The sequence below is a fragment of the Bifidobacterium hominis genome (assembly GCF_040095915.1).
Taxonomy (GTDB): Bacteria; Actinomycetota; Actinomycetes; order Actinomycetales; family Bifidobacteriaceae; genus Bifidobacterium; species Bifidobacterium hominis.
In genome coordinates, this window is record NZ_JBBMFR010000002.1 from 143,399 (window position 1) to 160,567 (window position 17,169).

Consider the following 17,169-nt stretch of genomic DNA (forward strand, 5'->3'; position numbering starts at 1 on the left):
CGCCATAGTAACCCCAATCGCAATCACAAATACGAAACACAACCGTTCAGCCCACGGCTCAAAAACGCAAGTAAACTCCCACTCACTTCCGTAATCCGAAATCCGGCAACGAAGTTTCGAACAAGCAAGTCAGAAACTTCACACCATCATCCAACAACTACCGCGAAACACGTCTCACACACAACCAATAAATCAACCAAGCAACAGGAACCGTCAACATAAACACCGGATAAAACCACACAACCGGCAAACGCCCATACACCAAACCACCCACAAACGGACCAACCGACATACCCAAATCAATACCCGCATAATACGTACTATTCGCAATACCACTGCGCTCGCGGCCGGCGATCACTACAGCCTGCGCCTGCGTGACTGAACTCATCAAGCCATATCCGACGGCGGTGAAAAACGCAGCCAACAACAGCATCCAATCGTTGAACAGGAACGTCATACACGCGAGCATCGCCAGCATGCCCAATGAGCAGAGCGTAAGCCAAGAACGGAAGCCCTTACTGTCGAATAGGTCACGCAACACCAGCCTCAACACCAATAACGTGACCGCATAGAACATGAAAAACAGGTCGGCCGACACCGGCAGATGACGTGCCTCGACATAGTTCATTATGAATGATTGGTTCGCGAAATACGCTATGGCGAACATCATGAACGTCAACGACAACGGCACCACGCGTGGTTCCAAAATCGAACGGATCGAAAGATGATGTTTTTTGGTTGCGCCAGCAGAACCGTCAATGTCTACGGCAAGGGAGGGATTCTCCGTTGTGGAAGGCTGCTTTTTGCGTACCGGCTGTCCGCCATTCTTCACCATTAACGTGGCAATCAGCATGATCACCGCCAATATCAGCGAACTTAAAAACGTCAGTCGGTAGCCGATGTACTTCTGCGCGCGAATACCCAATGCCGGGCCGACCGCCATGGCTAGCGCGTTCATTGTGCCGTACAACCCCATGCCGGCACCCATATGGCGAATCGGCAGCAGAAGCGACATCCACGTGGCCAAGCAGACCGAACAGCATGCGAAACCGACACCGTTGATCACACGCGCCATGATGAGCATGATGGGGGAGTTCGCGAAATAGTACAGCAGTCCCGCGGTGAAATAAAGCACTGTGCCGGCCGTTACAAGCGTACGTTTGCTGGTTCTGTCGGAAAGATTGCCTGCGATCGGGCGGCAGAACAATGAGGTGAAACTCATCGACCCTGCCACCACCCCCATCAACATACCGGACGCGCCTAACGATTCCGCATATCCGGCGACAATCGGATTGGCAAGCATATTGCTCGACATGAAACAGAAGGTCGCGAGCATGACCAACGCCATGTCACGGGTGATGAGACGATCATGCTTACGTTGTAGCTGCTTCGGCTTGTTTGATTGTTGTGCCGGTTGTTCCTGCTGCATTGATTCAGATGCGGATGTCGTCGGTAATGTCATGCTCGTTCGCCTCCGAACATGCAACTGTAGCAGTCTTGACGAAAAACGGCCGTCCACATATTGCGGACGGCCGATAATGACGAACTAACGGTTCGAAGACATGCTTCGTTTACAGGGTTTTGGCGGCCTGCTCGACGAAGTCTTCCATACCGTCGATGTCAACGAAATGGTCGAAACGCACGTTGGCGGTTTCCAATCCGCGCAATGCGGCTGGGGCAGTGGTGCCGGTCGCTTCGGCAAGCACGTCCATGCATTCAAAATCCGTACCGGAAGCGTCCAATCCCAAGGACTCGTTGACCACACGCGGGAACTTGTACGGGCTGGCGGTGCTCAACAGCACGCGCGGCGTCAGCGGATCGCGAGGCATCTGCTGCATTACGTAATAGCCGCACGCGGTGTGCGGGTCGATCACGTAATGGTTCTTGTTCCAGCAATCCGCGATCATCTCACGCACCTGATCCTCATCGGCCCAGCCAGTGCCGAACAGGGAACGGATCTTAGCCAGCATCGGTTCGGGAACCTCATAGGCGCCCCACTGGTTCAGATCGTTCATCAGCATGGCGATCAGACGAGTGTCCTTGTCGGACATGTAATACAGCATGCGCTCCAGATTCGAGGAAATGAGAATATCCATCGACGGGGAAATCGTCTGATAGAACGGACGCTGACGGTTATACGTGCCGGAAGTCAGGAAATCGAACAGCACATTGTTCTTATCGGACGCAACAACCAGATGCTTGACCGGCAGGCCCAGCAACTTCGCATAATATCCGGCGAGAATATCACCGAAATTACCGGTCGGCACCACGAACTCGACCTCATCGCCAACATTGATGACCTGCTGTTCGAGTAGCTGCGCGTAAGCGGAGAAATAGTAGACGACCTGCGGCACCAAACGCCCCACATTAATCGAATTTGCGGAAGACAGTACCACATGCGAGTCGGACGCCAAGCGGTTGGCAAGCTCGCGGTCGCCGAAAATGCGCTTGACCGCGGATTGTGCGTCATCGAAATTGCCCTTGACCGCGCACACGTTCACATTCGAACCGGCCTGCGTGCTCATCTGCAGTTCCTGCACTTGGCTGACCTTGCCTTCCGGATAGAACACGGTGATGCCCGTGCCCTCGGCATCCGCGAAACCAGCGAGTGCTGCCTTGCCGGTGTCTCCGGAAGTGGCGGTCACGATCATGATTTTCTCGTTGTCGTCGCCATCGGTCGGGGTGGTGCGTGCCATGAAACGCGGCAGGATTTGCAATGCGACGTCCTTGAATGCGGAGGTCGGACCGTTGAATAGTTCCATCACGTAGTCATCGCCGAGCGGCTTGACCGGGGTGATCTTTTCGTCGGACCACTGCGCACCGTATGCCTCGCTGATGCATGCTTTGAGTTCAGTTTCGGTGAAGTCGGGCAGCAACACGCTCAGCACGTCGAATGCGATCTGCTGGTAGGACTTGCCTGCGAGGGATGCGATGTCCACGTGGGTTTCGCCCAGTGAGTCGGTTACGAACAGGCCTCCATCGTCGGCGATGCCTTTGCGGATGGCCTGCTTGGAGGTGAGCGAATCGGTGGTGCTGCGGGTGCTGTGGAACGTGGTCACTGGATTTCCTTAGCAATAGAACGGGCAATAACGTCAAACAGTATTAAGTGTAGCGTTATGGGCGGGAAGAAACATGCTTGGCGTCCGTGGAATGGGACGACATGCGATTTGCAAATAGGCGATTGTTTCCTTCTTGTTTCGTGATTGCTGCCATGTTTCGAAACGCCCTGTTCTCCCATACGATTTATGCACGTACACTTCATCGTGGAGCCCGCATGCTCGTGCGGGCAACGTAGTTATCCTCCAAGCCAAGGAGAGTTCAATGACCGCATCACCTCTCGCGCAAACCCCGAACGACATGTTCAATGCACCCATTGCCGAAGCAGACCCCGAAATCGCCGAAGTGCTTAACGCCGAACTGTCCCGACAGCAAAACGGCTTGGAAATGATCGCCTCCGAAAACTTCGTGCCGCGTGCAGTGCTTCAGGCACAAGGCTCCGTGCTGACCAACAAGTATGCCGAAGGCTATCCGGGACGCCGCTACTACGGCGGCTGCGAGCAAGTCGACAAGATCGAAACCATCGCCCGCGAACGCGCCAAGAGCCTGTTCGGCGCCGAATACGTCAACGTGCAGCCCCACTCCGGCGCGCAGGCCAACGCAGCCGTCTACCAGGCGCTCGTCAAGCCGGGTGACACCGTGCTCGGCCTCGCACTCGACCATGGCGGACACCTTACCCACGGTATGAAGATCAACTTCTCCGGTCGTTTCTACCATGCCGAAGCCTACGGAGTCAACCCCGAAACCTTCCGCATTGACCCTGAAATCATCCACCAGCGTGCGCTCGAAACCCACCCTGCCATGATCATCGGTGGCTGGAGTGCCTACCCGCGTATCGAAGATTTCAAGGCCATGAAGGAGATCGCCGACGAGGTCGGAGCCAAGTTCTGGGTTGACATGGCACACTTCGCGGGACTCGTCGCCGCGGGACTGCATCCGAGTCCGGTTCCATATGCCGATGTCGTGTCTTCCACTGCCCACAAGACTCTCGGAGGCCCGCGCTCTGGCTTCATTCTCGCCAAGCAGGATTATGCCAAGAAGCTCAACTCCGCAGTCTTCCCGGGCCAGCAGGGTGGTCCGCTCATGCATGTCATCGCAGGTAAGGCCGTCGCATTCAAGGTCGCATCCTCACCGGAGTTCAAAGACCGCATGCAGCGCACCCTCGACGGCGCCAAGATCCTCGCCGAACGTCTTATGGCCGACGACGTCAAGAACAACGGCATCAGCGTCCTCACCGGTGGCACCGACGTCCACCTCGTCATGGTCGATTTGCGCAACAGCGAAATGGACGGCCAGCAGGGCGAAGACCTCCTCGCACAATGCGGCATCACCATCAACCGCAACACCGTCCCGTTCGACCCGCGTCCGGCAAGCGTGGCCTCCGGCCTGCGTATCGGCACCAGCGCGCTCGCCACCCGTGGCTTCGGCAACAAGGAATACGAAGAGGTCGCCGACATCATCGGCACCGCACTTGCGGCAGGCAAGGACGCTGACGTGGAAGCCCTCAAGGCTCGCGTCGACAAGTTCGCCGAAGACTTCCCGCTGTATCCGGGCCTCGACCAGATCCACTGATTCCATGTCGAATAATAGTTGATCGAGAACGGTTCCGGACATGAATCTCTGGAGCCACACGACATGTGAAATCGCGCCCTGCTCCCGACGCTACGACGAAATAATGGTCGAAGCTGCGGAACAAGGCGCGATTTCGCGCTAATCTAGGAAACTATGACGAACCCACAGATCCAAGCCAACGCCATGGAAATCGACGTGCTCAACGAAGTGTGCGCCAAAGCCGACGCCGCACGAATCGCGCAAGCGCAACTTGCCCAAACCAACACGCAACGTAAAAACGAGCTTCTCAACGTCATCGCGGACGCACTCGACTCGCGTGCCGGAGAAATTGCCGCAGCCAACGCCATCGATATGCAGGAAGCTGCTGAACATGGTATGGACGCAGGCAAGCTGGACCGACTCAAATTCGACGTGTCCCGAGTCAACGCGGCCGCACAAGGCGTACGCCACGTAGCTACCCTGCCGGATCCGATCGGCGAAATCGTACGCGGATACCATCTCGACAACGGTCTACGACTCGAACAGGCCCGCGTGCCCATCGGAGTGCTTGGCATGATCTACGAAGCACGCCCCAACGTCACCGTCGACGTCGCATCGCTCTGCATCAAATCCGGTAATGCGGTGCTTCTCAGAGGCGGACACGCGGCCGAACGTACCAACGCAGCCACACTCGGCATCATCGCCGACGTGCTACGCGAATACGGATACGACCCTGCGCTCATCGCATCCGTCGACGAATACGGACGCCAGGGCGCCACCGCCATGATGCAAGCCCAAGGTCACATCGACCTACTCATTCCGCGAGGGGGAGCGGGTCTTATTCAAGCCGTCGTGCAAAACTCCAAAGTGCCGGTCATCGAAACCGGAGCTGGCAACGTACATATCTACGTCGACCAAACCGGCGACCAAAACAAGGCCATCCCCATCATCCTCAATGCCAAAACGCAACGTGTCGGCGTCTGCAACGCCACCGAAAAACTCCTCGTGCATCAGGGCATTGCCGAAACGTTCCTTCCGCAGGCCGCAGCCGCACTCGCCGCCGCCAATGTTGAAATGCATGCCGACGAGCGAGCTTACGCAATCATCGATAAAGCCGGTATCGACGGAGTGGAACTGATGCATGCCACTGATGAAGACTGGGATACCGAGTATCTGGCATTGAAAATCGGCATCAAAGTGGTCGACTCACTCAACGAAGCCATCGAACACATCAACCGTCATTCCACCGGACATACGGAATCCATCATCGCCGAAGACTATTCGGCCATCGAGGAATTCACCTCACGCATCGACTCGGCGGTGGTGATGGTCAACGCATCCACACGCTTCACCGACGGGGGAGTGTTCGGTTTCGGCGCGGAACTTGGCATCTCAACGCAGAAAATGCACGCACGCGGCCCCATGGGACTACGCGAAATGACCACGACCAAGTGGATCGGTTACGGAACGGGGCAGGTGCGAGCATGAGCGAACAAAACGGTATCAACGAAAACGACAGTCAGATGGAGGGAACAATGACCGACGTCAAGAATCCATGGAATGCGGATCTCAATGATCCATATCTGGGATTGAAGCTCGCCTCCGAACGATTAAGCATTGTACGATACGTGTTCCTTGTGCAAATCGAGGACGGCATCGCCTCGGCGGCACAGCGCGCGTCACTCGAATATGCCGATGCGGTGTTGATTGGCTGGCCGGAAACCGGCGCCGACGACGTGGTGGAACTCAGCGAGGAGAAACTCAGGAACGTCGACGAGCAGATGCGTCTTATGGAACAGTACATTGCCAAATTCAGTGCCATGGAACGCGAACAGGATATCGACGGCATGACTGATACGCTGATTCGTGTCACCGAACGTGTGGCCGAGGTGCGACGTGCCTACCAGCCGGACTTCCCGTTGCCGACCTTCGCTGAAATCAGACGTGTTGTGCAGGACGAGTGGGACGAGGATATGGACAAGATCGATCCTGACAACGCTTCGCCCACGGCAGACAGCATCGGACGTGAAACCGCGGACGCCGATCAGGAGCAGAAGAGCGAGGACGCTTCATGACCGGTCCGAAACGCATGCGGCCCGAATCCGCCGAAGCCGATTCCGAACTTGCCATCAGCTATGTGGTGGAACCGGAACGGCGCATGTCCGGCCTTTCCGTGGAATCAGCAGGTTCCGCAGTGTCCACGGGTCGACGTTCAGCGCGCGGCAACTGGCATAGCAGGCCTCGCATCGGCATTATGGGCGGTACGTTCGACCCCATCCACAACGGCCACTTGGTGGCGGCGTCAGAAGTGTCATGGGTGTACGACCTCGACGAAGTGATCTTCGTGCCGACAGGACGCCCCGTATTCAAACTCGACAAGAACGTCACCAACGCGGAAGACCGCTATCTCATGACGGTCATCGCCACCGCATCCAATCCGAAATTCACCGTATCACGTGTGGACATCGACCGTCCGGGAATCACCTACACCATCGACACATTGCGAGATATCCGTGTGCAACATCCTGACGCGGAACTCTTCTTCATCACCGGAGCCGACGCGGTCGCGGAAATCATGCAATGGAAAGATGCCGACAAAATGTGGGATCTGGCCCACTTCGTGGCCGTGACCCGCCCCGGATACTCATCTCCAGAAGGGGTGAAACTGCCGGAAGGCAAGGTCGATACGTTGGAAATACCGGCGCTGGCGATTTCTTCGACCGATGTACGTCGACGCGCGGAACACGGGGAACCTGTTTGGTACCTCGTACCGGACGGCGTGGTGCAATATATTGGCAAGCACGGACTGTACCGGTAAATTTCAGGTGAACACGCGCGGATGAGACGGTCTGCGCGGATGGTTAGTATGGGTCACGTCCACTTGACGCAAAAACAGACGTTTGGAGACATGGTGAGCGCAATCCTTGAAGGAAAGCCGGATAAAAACCTTATCCTTGTCACAGGCAGAACACATCCGAAACTGGCGGCGGAAGTCGCCGAACAACTCGGTATCGATGTTCTGGAAACCACAGCATACGACTTCGCCAACGGCGAGATGTACGTGCGCTACACCGAATCCGTGCGTGGCGCGGACGTGTTCGTACTGCAAAGTCACGCAGCTCCGATCAATCAGTCGATCATGGAGCAGCTCATCATGATTGATGCGCTCAAGCGTGCCTCCGCACGTTCCATTACGGCGGTCTGCCCACTGTTGGGTTATTCCCGCCAAGACAAGAAGCATCGCGGCCGCGAGCCTATTTCGTGCCGTCTGATGTTCGACCTGCTCAAGACTGCGGGCGCCGACCGCATTATGAGCGTCGACCTGCATGCGGCACAGTCCCAGGGCTTCTTCGACGGTCCGGTCGACCATCTCATTGCTATGCCAGTGCTTGTGGACTACATTCGTGATCGTTTCGCCAACCAGCTTGACAACGTCGCTGTCGTGTCCCCGGATGCAGGACGCATTCGTGTTGCGGAACAGTGGGCGCAGCGTCTTGGCGGCGGCCCGCTCGCGTTCGTGCACAAGACGCGCGACATCACCCGTCCGAATCAGGCAGTCGCCAACCGAGTCGTGGGCGACGTCGAAGGCAAGGACTGCGTGCTTGTCGACGATCTGATCGATACCGCTGGAACAATCGCAGGCGCCTGCAATGTACTCAAGAACGCTGGCGCCAAGTCGGTGACCGTTGTCGCTACGCATGGCGTGCTGTCTGGTCCGGCTGTAGAACGTTTGAAGAACTGTGGCGCCCGAGAAGTCGTGCTTACCGACACCGTGCCGATTCCTGAAGAGAAGCGTTGGGACGGTTTGACCGTACTATCGATTGCGCCGCTTCTGGCCAGCGCCATCCGCGCCGTGTTCGAAGACGGCTCCGTGGCCGAACTGTTTGACACCTACCCGGAACACCACGGCCAGGGCTTCTTGTTTGCCTGACATAGGTGTGTATAGGTGCATTTGCGAGGTGCCCGCTCCATATGGGGAGGGTACCTCGCATATTTTTTGTATTGCGAATATTTTTCCCGGAATGCCGCTGCGCTTTCGGATAAGATAAAAGCTCCTGCAGACTGATTCTGCAGGAGCTTTTATCCTAACAAGCTCCCCCACCTGGACTCGAACCAAGACAAAGGGTTCCAAAGACCCGTGTGCTGCCATTACACCATGGGGGAACGGCAGAAACATACGTTTTCTGCCAAGTGTTCATTATGCCATATTATTCGGACGCCGCATACCACGGGGTGTCGCGCGACGGCGTTGCGAACTTTTTGGAGAATCTTGATATGGGATGGCTCTGCTGCGAACGGTGTAGAGACAATTTTTTAAAAAGTTTTTTGCGAAAAACTGGCGTCATAAGGCGCAAAGTACCATAATACGAACACATGCGAACAAACACGATCAATATCTTTCAGAAAAAGTCGGAGCTGTCCATTTTTATTAAGATATTTTGAGACGAATTAGGGGCAATGCTGAAGCAGGCCGTTTAATTGCATTTCCAGCAAAGAGCCACTCTATTCTTCAGTATATGAAGGGTGGATAAACGCATATTTAGGGTGTTCTGTAATAGTTTGGATATCTGAGTTATCCACATATCCACAAAAGGCAGATGTTAACTTGACGGGGGCAATCTTTCATGCCTTAATGGTTCCTACACCCCCTCTCAACGATGAGTCGGGCAAAGAAGAAAGGTGCCATCATGGATGGTTCATTTGAAAATGAAGTTCCGCCGCCAGCAGTTGACGGGACGGGTTTGGCTATTCCGTCTTCTGGACTGGATGTGCTGTTCAATAAGAAGGGGGAGGATGATCCTAAAGAGCTTCCCACGGAGGAAGAACTGACTGAATGGAAAAAACTGGTTTTTCCTTCCGGTCGAAAGCTTCCCACTTATGATGGGTTTCTCGATTCAGACCTTTTCGGTAGGAAAATTCCATTTCACTTTGTTCAGATCATGCCCGGGCCATGCGATGCTGAGTTTGCCTACTCCATGAGCATGTTTTCTGCGCGGCTACTTTGCAACATTGTTGATATTTTCCGCGGTAGGCAGAAGCTGTCGCTCGTGGAGAAGGTGTTGAGTGAAGACTACATGCGAAAGCTGAAGATTGCCTCCGCCCAGATCGTAAGCCGGATGAAGAAGGACGTAAAAGTGTACGCCCAGCTCGGATTGCTTCCGATTACCGTCTATACCGTCGAAAGCTGGATGATCTCGCCAACATGTTTCGAAAGCACTGTGCTGATGGGCATCGGAGGCCGGAGACTATGCGGCAACATGAAGTGCGTGCTCAAGGGATCCGCTTGGAAATGCGTGACTGCTGATTTCGGCATGTGACGAAAAACGGCTAATTATTCAAAACCCTTGGAATTGGCTAAATTCAGCCGATTCCAAGGGTTTTCAGCGTGCCTTAAATGTACTGCAACTACTATAGGGATTCATGTTGAGAGAATTTATACCAGAACCTGCGTATAGCACCACGGATGAGGATACCGTTTTCGCGTTGCTCTCCAGACGCGCTGAGCGTGATCCTGAGGATCTCATCGCCCAATGGCAGGACGATGAGACTCGTCGTTGGCATGACGTCACGGCTGGGGAGATGCTCGAACGTGTGCGTTCGGTTGCGAAAGGCCTTCTTGGCTTGGGGGTCAAGACCGGCAATATGGTGGTTATCTATTCGCCCACTTGCTACGAATGGGGAGTCGTTGATTTTGCCTGCGCCGCGATTGGAGCGGTAAGCGTGCCTGTATACGAGACCGATTCCGCCAAGCAGACCGAGTCAATTATCGAAGAGGTGAATCCGGTTATCGCTTTCGCTGGCGATTCCGCGCACACGCAAACGCTTGAGCGGATCCGTGAAGAGCACAGCAGCTTGCGGTATGTTTTCAATTTCAAGGCAGATGGTCTCGATGCCGTTGCTGATTTCGGAGAGGGCGTCAGCGAGGACGCGCTTGATCAGGTGATCGTTAGAGTCAAGGCCGATGACATGCTCACCATTGTGTATACGTCCGGTTCCACAGGCAAGCCCAAAGGCGCCATGCTCTCTCACCGGAACTTCACGCATATCGTGTTGAACGGCTACATCATTCTCGACGAAATGCTGTATCAGCCGAATCGTCTGATGCTGTTCCTGCCGTTGGCGCACTGTTTCGCCCGCTACATCCAATACGTTGCGATTGGTGGTCAAGGAGTGGTCGGCTATCTTCCGGGAGCCAAACATCTGCTTGCCGATTTGCGCAGCTTCAAACCAACCTATCTGCTGGGAGTTCCCCGCGTGTTCGAAAAGGTGTACAACGCGGCTTCGCAGAAGGCCGGAGCGGGCATTCGGGGAAGGGTGTTCGCTAGAGCATTTGATCATTTCGTGCAATGGTCGAAGGATGAGCAGGAAACCGGACACCATTCCATCGTGGCTCGCGCCGAACATTCGTTCTTTATGTCTGTCGTGGGTAAATCCATCCGCTCCGCTTTGGGGCCGAACATGAGGTACCTAGCCTGCGGAGGAGCCCCCCTGAACGTTGATCTCGCCCATTTCTTCAACGGTATGGATGATATTACCTTCATCCAAGGCTACGGTATGACGGAAACTGCCGCACCGATGATCGTCAACTGGCAAGATGCCAACCGTGTCGGTTCGGTAGGCAAGCCTGGTCCCGGTATGGGTGTGCGGACCGACGATGATGGGGAACTGCAGGTGATGGGTCCTAATGTGTTCCTTGGCTATTACAAGAAACCAGAGTTGACGGCCGACGTCAAGATGGCCGATGGCTGGTTGAAGACCGGTGATTTGGGAACCATCGACGATGATGGCTTTGTGTATATCACGGGACGCAAGAAAGACATCATCATCACTGCTGGTGGCAAGAACGTCAGTCCCGCACCCATGGAAGACATCATCAACACCTGCCCGATAGTGTCGCATGGTGTGGTGGTCGGCGACGGCAAACCATTCATCGGGGCCCTGATCGAGCTTGATCAGGAGATGGTCCGTTCCTGGCTTGCGCAGCAGGGACTTGACAGCAACATGTCCATGGAACAGGTTGCAAGGAACGATGCCGTGCGAGCGTTTATCCAGCAGTATGTTGAAAAGGCGAACGCGAACGTTTCCCGCGCGGAATCCGTACGCAAGTTCGAAATCCTCGACGAGGAGTTCAACCAGGAGAACGGCACGCTGACGGCGAGCCTGAAGGTCGTCAGGCCGAAAGTGCTCAAACGGTATGAGAACATCATCGACAACGTGTTATATGCTCCAAAACCATCCAACAGGCCGTTGCCGAAGACGGTGCAGATCCTTGACCGCACTACGGAAACGGTCAAGCAGGCATCCGAATCCATGCGGCAGGCATCCGAATCCGTAAGCCCGAAGGTTCGGCAGGCATTTGATACCATGCAGGAGAAAATCAAGAAGCAGTCCGAAGAAACCGACGGCGAGTCGTCAATGCCTGTGGTCCCATCGGAAACTGAGGAAACAACTATGATTGAGGAGAGATAGCTTTGGCAATACGTGAGATTCGAGTCGTACCTGATCCGGTGCTGCGCACGCCCTGCGACCCTATCAAGGAGATTACGCCGGCTGTGCGTCACCTGGTGCAGGATCTGCTTGATACCGTTGACGATCCGGGACGTGCCGGTCTGTCGGCCAACCAGATTGGCGTGGGTTTGAGGGCATTCTCCTACAACATCAACGGCAAGATCGGATACGTGCTCAACCCTGTCCTTGAAGAAACCAGCGGCGAACAGTACGGGGATGAGGGGTGCCTGTCCGTGCCTGGATTGTGGTACAAGACTCGTCGTGCCGATTATGCTCGTGTGCGTGGCATCGATTTGGACGGCAAGACGGTCGTGCTGGAAGGACATGGCATTATGGGCCGCATGCTGCAGCATGAAACCGACCATCTGGATGGCCATGTCTATCTCGATCGGCTGGAGAAAGAGGAACGGCGTGAGGCGATGCGCTACATGCGCAATCACCGCAAGTAATTGCTGCCGTTCCGTTTAATATGACGATTTGGGGTCACGTCTTTGTAAAAAGACGTGACCCCGTGGTATTTTTACACCTTGTGTGCCATCCGGCAAGGAACTGTGTCGTGAAAGTTCCGAACCACCAATATTGTCAACCGGCATACAACCAATTCGCGTCATGTTCGCGACGACCTGTGTCGGTCGGCCAATGCCGTAAGGTTTTGGCTGCACGCAGGAACGCATGACCAGGCAAGAACCGACAAGAAAGAGGTAGTAATACCATGGCTCAGATCAATATGAGCGACATGCTGAAGGCAGGCCTGCACTTCGGCCACCAGACCCGTCGTTGGAACCCGAAGATGAAGCAGTTCATCCTCACCCAGCGCAACGGCATCCACATCATCAACCTGTTCAAGTCGCTCGACATGATCGATAAGGCCTATGACTTCATCAAGGCTACCGTCGCTCACAACGGCACCGTGCTGTTCGTCGGCACCAAGAAGCAGGCTCAGGAAGCCGTTTCCAACCAGGCCACCCGTGTCAACATGCCGTATGTTTCCGAGCGTTGGCTCGGCGGTATGCTGACCAATTTCCAGACCGTGTCCAAGCGCGTCTCCCGTCTCAAGGAACTCGAAGAGATGGACTTCACCGACGTTCGTGGCTCCGGCCTGACCAAGAAGGAACTGCTCCTTCTCGAGCGTGAGAAGGACAAGCTGGCCAAGCAGCTGGGCGGTATCCGCAACATGAACCGTACTCCGTCCGCCATGTTCGTGGTTGACGTCAACAAGGAAGCCCTGGCCGTCGAGGAAGCTCACAAGCTGGGCATTCCGGTTGTCGCCATCGTCGACACCAATGCTGATCCGGAGTCCGTTGAGTACCCGATCGCAGCCAACGATGACGCCATCCGTGGCATTGAACTGCTGACTAGCCTCATGGCTGACGCAGTGGCCGAGGGCCTGCTGGAGCGTTCCGGCAAGGCCGCCAAGGCTGAAGGCGAAGCCGAACAGCCGATGGCCGCTTGGGAGAAGGAGCTTCTCACTGAGGGCGCTCCGGCCGCCGACGCACCGGCTGAGGCCGAAGCTGAGGGCGAAGCCAAGGCTGAGTGAAAATATCCACTATGATGGGAGGTGTTGTGCCTCCCACTCATATGGGACATCACTATTTTCCAGAGGAGACAAATCAATGGCAGCAATCACTGCAGCTCTGATCAAGCAGGTGCGCGAGGAAACCGGTGCCGGCATGATGGACGTTAAGAAGGCTCTGACCGAGGCTGAGGGTGACGTGGCTCGCGCCAAGGAGATCATCCGCGCCAAGGGCATTCAGGCCGCTGGTAAGCGCGAAGGACGCAAGGCTCAGGAAGGCACCATCGCCTCCAAGGTCGTGGAGTCCGCCAATGGCCAGACCGGTTACGCCGTCGAACTGAATTCCGAGACCGACTTCGTGGCCAAGACCCCGAAGTTCGTGGAATTCGCTGACAGCGTTCTCGAGGATGCCGTCAAGGCCGAAGCCGCTTCCGTGGACGAAGTGCTGGCAGCCGCTTCCGGCGAAGCCACCGTGAAAGAAGCCGTCGAAGAGGCGGCCGCTCTGTTCGGTGAGCATGTCAAGGTCGGCCAGTTCGCCAAGGTCGAAGGTCCGCACGTCGAGATCTACGCCCACAAGAAGTCCGCTGAAATGCCGCCGAGCATCGTGGCCATGATCGCCACTGATGAGGCTGGTGCCGCCGTGGCTCACGAAGCCGCTCTGCAGATTTCCGCAATGGGTGCCCAGTGGCTGACCCGTGAGGATGTTCCGGCCGATGTGGTCGAGTCCGAGCGTCGCGTGGCTACTGAGAAGTCCCTGGCTGAAGGCAAGCCGGAGAAGATCGTTCCGAAGATCGTTGAAGGACGTCTCAACGCCTTCTACAAGGAGAACGTCCTGCTCGAGCAGTCCTACGTCAAGGATCCGTCCAAGACCGTCGGCGACCTGTTCAAGGAAGTCGGTGGCGCGGCCGTGGCCTTCGCTCGTGTCGAGGTCGGCAAGGGCGAAGCCGAGTGAATTGGCTTTGTAAGTGAATCCATGCGTTAGACGCACGGCGATTCCATAAAGGTGGCCATCATCCATAGGGTGACGGCCACCTTTGTTTTTAGACTGTGTCGCTACGCTGATGTGTCTGTGTTTGCCGATACTCTTGAGAGCGGTAAATTTCGTGAGTTCTCGGGCAAGAAAGGCTTTTCATGACTGGCGAAAACACTGGTGATAATCCACGCAGGGTGCTGCTCAAACTATCCGGAGAGGCGTTTGGTGGCGGCAAGGTCGGCATCGACACATCTGTTATCCGCCGTATCGCGGAAGAAATCGTTCCTGCGGTGCAGCAGGGCGTTCAGGTTGCCATCGTTGTCGGTGGAGGCAACTTCTTCCGTGGCGCGGAACTTCAGCAGGCTGGTATCGATCGCTCCCGCGGCGACTATATGGGCATGCTGGGAACTGTGATGAACTGTCTCGCATTGCAGGATTTCCTGGAACAGGAAGGGCAGGCCACGCGTGTGCAGACTGCCATCACTATGGGGCAGGTCGCCGAACCGTACATTCCACTCAAGGCCATTCGTCATCTGGAGAAGGGCCGCGTCGTGATTTTTGGTGCCGGCGCCGGCATGCCGTATTTCTCCACCGACACGGTGTCCATCCAACGTTCCTTGGAAATTCATTGCGATGAGGTACTGATGGGCAAGAATGGCGTGGATGGCGTCTATACCGCTGATCCTCGCAAAGACGAGAACGCCAAGCGTTTCGCCACGTTGAGCTATAACCGTGCGCTTGTCGACAATCTCGCCGTCATGGATGCTGCCGCGCTTTCCATGGCTCGCGATAACAAGCAGCGCATCCGCGTTTTTGGACTTGAAGGCGCCGGTAATGTGACTCGCGCTCTTCTCGGTAAGGAAATCGGAACCATGGTTTCCACTGCGGAATCCACGCTCGCTGAATAACGACATTCAACGTCGAATATCGATCGAACAAACCAACAACAAGGAGTAAACAAATGGCAACTATCGTCGAACAGGCCAAGGCGCAGATGGCCAAGTCCGTGGAATCCACCAAGGAGAACTTCTCCGGCATTCGCACCGGTCGTGCCAATCCGGCGTTGCTCAACGGCATCACCGTCGACTACTACGGCGCCCCGACCCCACTGAAGGCCGTCGCCACCATCGGCGTGCCGGAACCGCGAACCCTGTCCGTCACCCCGTTTGACGCATCCCAGGCCAACGCCGTCGAGAAGGCACTGCGCGATTCCGATCTGGGCGCAAGCCCGCGTCGTGACGGCAACGTCATTCGCCTGACCATGCCGGAACTGACCGAAGAGCGCCGCAAGGAATACGTCAAGCTTGCCAAGGGCAAGGCAGAAGACGGCAAGGTCGCTGTGCGTAATATTCGTCGCAAGGCCAAGGAATCCCTCGACAAGGCCATCAAGGATGGCGAAATGGGCGAGGACGAGGGCGATCGTCTGCTCAAGGAACTCGACAAGGTCACCAAGCAGACCACTGACGAGCTCGACACCCTGCTTGAAGCCAAGCAGAAGGAGATCATGGAGGTCTGAGACCTTCACTCCTGAAAAAGAATCGACGCACAGCTAGACAGGGGAGCATGATGGAACATCAGGAACAGCACGAAAAGGAAGCCGAAGAGGCCATCAACGCCATTAACAAGAAGACGGGCCGTAACATGCCTCAGGCCATCGCCACGGGAGCGGTCCTCGTCATCCTCATTTTGGCATGCCTGCTGATCAGCATCGACTTGTTCGTCTATCTGGTCGTGCTTTTCATGATGCTTGCCCTGTGGGAGCTGCGCGTCGATTTCGCCACTGTGGGATTGCACATTCCTGTGGCGGTGCTGTGGGTGTGTTCGGCGGCGACGCTGCTGTCCACCTATTACAGCGAACGTCATATCGTCGCCATGACGGTATGTGTACTGGCGTCTCTAGTGATTGTCGCGATCGCAGCCAGCGCCAAGGTGACGTTCGGCAGCCGCATCTCACTGGCGGTTGCCGACAAACTTTCCCATACCGATGCCGGCGCAAGACTCGAATCGTCGTTCAACCATGAGCAGGGAGAGGTAACCCATAGCCGTTTGAGCCATGTTGCGGTTTCCATGTTCACCGTGTTGTATATTCCTCTTCTGGCGTCTTGCGTCATCATGCCACTGACATTCAATGGGCATCCCGTTGCTCACGCCATCATGATGGTGTTCATGCCCGCATTGAGCGATACTGGCGGCCTGTTTGCTGGAGCATGGCTGGGCAAGCACAAGCTGAGCCCGCGTATTTCGCCGAAGAAATCGTGGGAAGGACTTGCCGGGTCCATCCTGTTCTCCATGGTTGGCTCCTTCGTAGTGATGTTCTGCACATACGAGCCAGACGTGTGGGCTTCTCGTTGGTGGGTTCCCGTCGTGGCAGGTTTCATGATCGGCATTGCCGGAACGTTTGGTGACTTGTGTGCATCCATGCTGAAGCGAGATATCGGTATCAAGGATATGGGCCATCTGCTCAAGGGGCATGGCGGCGTGATGGATCGAGTGGATTCCATTCTGTTGTGCGCACCATTCGTGTGCGTGCTGCTGTGGGCGACTGGAATGTAGGAAGGGTCAAAGA

Annotated in this window: 15 protein-coding genes and 1 tRNA gene; 13 read left to right on the forward strand and 3 right to left on the reverse strand. The window is 55.8% G+C overall.

The annotated features are described in order from the left end of the window. Positions 1 to 157: 157 nt before the first annotated feature. Both WMO36_RS02030 and thrC read right to left on the reverse strand, forming a co-directional pair. On the reverse strand, positions 158 to 1,462 hold the full coding sequence (locus WMO36_RS02030) for an MFS transporter (protein ID WP_180753758.1): 1,305 nt from the start codon (positions 1,460 to 1,462) through the stop codon (positions 158 to 160). Between the two features lie 109 nt (positions 1,463 to 1,571). Next, positions 1,572 to 3,059: a threonine synthase gene (thrC, locus tag WMO36_RS02035; protein WP_099571895.1), complete on the reverse strand. Its 1,488-nt coding sequence runs from the start codon at positions 3,057 to 3,059 to the stop codon at positions 1,572 to 1,574. A gap of 262 nt (positions 3,060 to 3,321) precedes the next feature. On the opposite strand from thrC, the gene glyA reads away from it, so the two are divergent. The 5 genes from glyA to WMO36_RS02060 all read left to right on the forward strand — a co-directional run bounded on the left by glyA (position 3,322) and on the right by WMO36_RS02060 (position 8,539). After that, positions 3,322 to 4,629 carry a serine hydroxymethyltransferase gene (gene glyA / locus WMO36_RS02040; RefSeq protein WP_349076625.1) on the forward strand — a complete coding sequence of 436 codons (1,308 nt, stop codon included), beginning with the start codon at positions 3,322 to 3,324 and terminating at the stop codon, positions 4,627 to 4,629. A 153-nt stretch (positions 4,630 to 4,782) separates the two neighbouring features. Further along, a complete protein-coding gene (locus WMO36_RS02045) occupies positions 4,783 to 6,096 on the forward strand; it encodes a glutamate-5-semialdehyde dehydrogenase (protein WP_099571893.1) in 1,314 nt (437 codons plus the stop codon). A 35-nt stretch (positions 6,097 to 6,131) separates the two neighbouring features. After that, positions 6,132 to 6,683: a phosphoribosylglycinamide synthetase gene (locus WMO36_RS02050; protein ID WP_374110521.1), complete on the forward strand. Its 552-nt coding sequence runs from the start codon at positions 6,132 to 6,134 to the stop codon at positions 6,681 to 6,683. 14 nt (positions 6,684 to 6,697) lie between these two features. Further along, a complete protein-coding gene (gene nadD / locus WMO36_RS02055; RefSeq protein WP_180753436.1) occupies positions 6,698 to 7,426 on the forward strand; it encodes a nicotinate-nucleotide adenylyltransferase in 729 nt (242 codons plus the stop codon). A gap of 90 nt (positions 7,427 to 7,516) precedes the next feature. Beyond that, on the forward strand, positions 7,517 to 8,539 hold the full coding sequence (locus WMO36_RS02060; RefSeq protein WP_099571891.1) for a ribose-phosphate diphosphokinase: 1,023 nt from the start codon (positions 7,517 to 7,519) through the stop codon (positions 8,537 to 8,539). A gap of 162 nt (positions 8,540 to 8,701) precedes the next feature. Here WMO36_RS02060 and WMO36_RS02065 read toward each other — a convergent pair. Further along, positions 8,702 to 8,772 (reverse strand) — tRNA-Gln (locus WMO36_RS02065). A gap of 524 nt (positions 8,773 to 9,296) precedes the next feature. On the opposite strand from WMO36_RS02065, the gene WMO36_RS02070 reads away from it, so the two are divergent. The 8 genes from WMO36_RS02070 to WMO36_RS02105 all read left to right on the forward strand — a co-directional run bounded on the left by WMO36_RS02070 (position 9,297) and on the right by WMO36_RS02105 (position 17,156). Next, positions 9,297 to 9,926 carry a hypothetical protein gene (locus WMO36_RS02070; RefSeq protein WP_236824365.1) on the forward strand — a complete coding sequence of 210 codons (630 nt, stop codon included), beginning with the start codon at positions 9,297 to 9,299 and terminating at the stop codon, positions 9,924 to 9,926. 103 nt (positions 9,927 to 10,029) lie between these two features. Beyond that, entirely contained in the window at positions 10,030 to 12,078 is a 2,049-nt protein-coding gene (locus WMO36_RS02075) for an AMP-dependent synthetase/ligase (protein WP_099571889.1), read from the forward strand. A gap of 2 nt (positions 12,079 to 12,080) precedes the next feature. Beyond that, entirely contained in the window at positions 12,081 to 12,566 is a 486-nt protein-coding gene (locus WMO36_RS02080) for a peptide deformylase (RefSeq protein WP_033501059.1), read from the forward strand. 263 nt (positions 12,567 to 12,829) lie between these two features. Continuing rightward, on the forward strand, positions 12,830 to 13,654 hold the full coding sequence (rpsB, locus tag WMO36_RS02085; protein WP_144165553.1) for a 30S ribosomal protein S2: 825 nt from the start codon (positions 12,830 to 12,832) through the stop codon (positions 13,652 to 13,654). Between the two features lie 76 nt (positions 13,655 to 13,730). Further along, complete coding sequence (gene tsf, locus WMO36_RS02090) at positions 13,731 to 14,582, forward strand: translation elongation factor Ts (RefSeq protein WP_003834716.1); 852 nt, start codon at positions 13,731 to 13,733, stop codon at positions 14,580 to 14,582. Between the two features lie 179 nt (positions 14,583 to 14,761). After that, positions 14,762 to 15,511, forward strand: coding sequence for a UMP kinase (gene pyrH / locus WMO36_RS02095; protein ID WP_099571887.1), 750 nt, complete (start codon positions 14,762 to 14,764; stop codon positions 15,509 to 15,511). A 53-nt stretch (positions 15,512 to 15,564) separates the two neighbouring features. Beyond that, entirely contained in the window at positions 15,565 to 16,119 is a 555-nt protein-coding gene (gene frr / locus WMO36_RS02100; RefSeq protein ID WP_099571886.1) for a ribosome recycling factor, read from the forward strand. A gap of 50 nt (positions 16,120 to 16,169) precedes the next feature. Next, a complete protein-coding gene (locus WMO36_RS02105) occupies positions 16,170 to 17,156 on the forward strand; it encodes a phosphatidate cytidylyltransferase (RefSeq protein WP_099571885.1) in 987 nt (328 codons plus the stop codon). The last annotated feature ends 13 nt before the right edge of the window (positions 17,157 to 17,169 follow it).

Excerpts from the sequence above, each read along its gene's own strand:
- WMO36_RS02105 (WP_099571885.1), top strand. The coding sequence starts at position 16,170 with ATGGAACATCAGGAACAGCACGAAAAGGAAGCCGAAGAGGCCATCAAC.
- WMO36_RS02070 (WP_236824365.1), top strand. The coding sequence starts at position 9,297 with ATGGATGGTTCATTTGAAAATGAAGTTCCGCCGCCAGCAGTTGACGGG.
- tsf (WP_003834716.1), top strand. The coding sequence starts at position 13,731 with ATGGCAGCAATCACTGCAGCTCTGATCAAGCAGGTGCGCGAGGAAACC.
- pyrH (WP_099571887.1), top strand. The coding sequence starts at position 14,762 with ATGACTGGCGAAAACACTGGTGATAATCCACGCAGGGTGCTGCTCAAA.
- nadD (WP_180753436.1), top strand. The coding sequence starts at position 6,698 with ATGCGGCCCGAATCCGCCGAAGCCGATTCCGAACTTGCCATCAGCTAT.
- glyA (WP_349076625.1), top strand. The coding sequence starts at position 3,322 with ATGACCGCATCACCTCTCGCGCAAACCCCGAACGACATGTTCAATGCA.
- rpsB (WP_144165553.1), top strand. The coding sequence starts at position 12,830 with ATGGCTCAGATCAATATGAGCGACATGCTGAAGGCAGGCCTGCACTTC.
- WMO36_RS02075 (WP_099571889.1), top strand. The coding sequence starts at position 10,030 with ATGTTGAGAGAATTTATACCAGAACCTGCGTATAGCACCACGGATGAG.
- WMO36_RS02030 (WP_180753758.1), bottom strand. The coding sequence starts at position 1,462 with ATGACATTACCGACGACATCCGCATCTGAATCAATGCAGCAGGAACAA.
- WMO36_RS02060 (WP_099571891.1), top strand. The coding sequence starts at position 7,517 with ATGGTGAGCGCAATCCTTGAAGGAAAGCCGGATAAAAACCTTATCCTT.
- frr (WP_099571886.1), top strand. The coding sequence starts at position 15,565 with ATGGCAACTATCGTCGAACAGGCCAAGGCGCAGATGGCCAAGTCCGTG.
- WMO36_RS02045 (WP_099571893.1), top strand. The coding sequence starts at position 4,783 with ATGACGAACCCACAGATCCAAGCCAACGCCATGGAAATCGACGTGCTC.
- WMO36_RS02050 (WP_374110521.1), top strand. The coding sequence starts at position 6,132 with ATGGAGGGAACAATGACCGACGTCAAGAATCCATGGAATGCGGATCTC.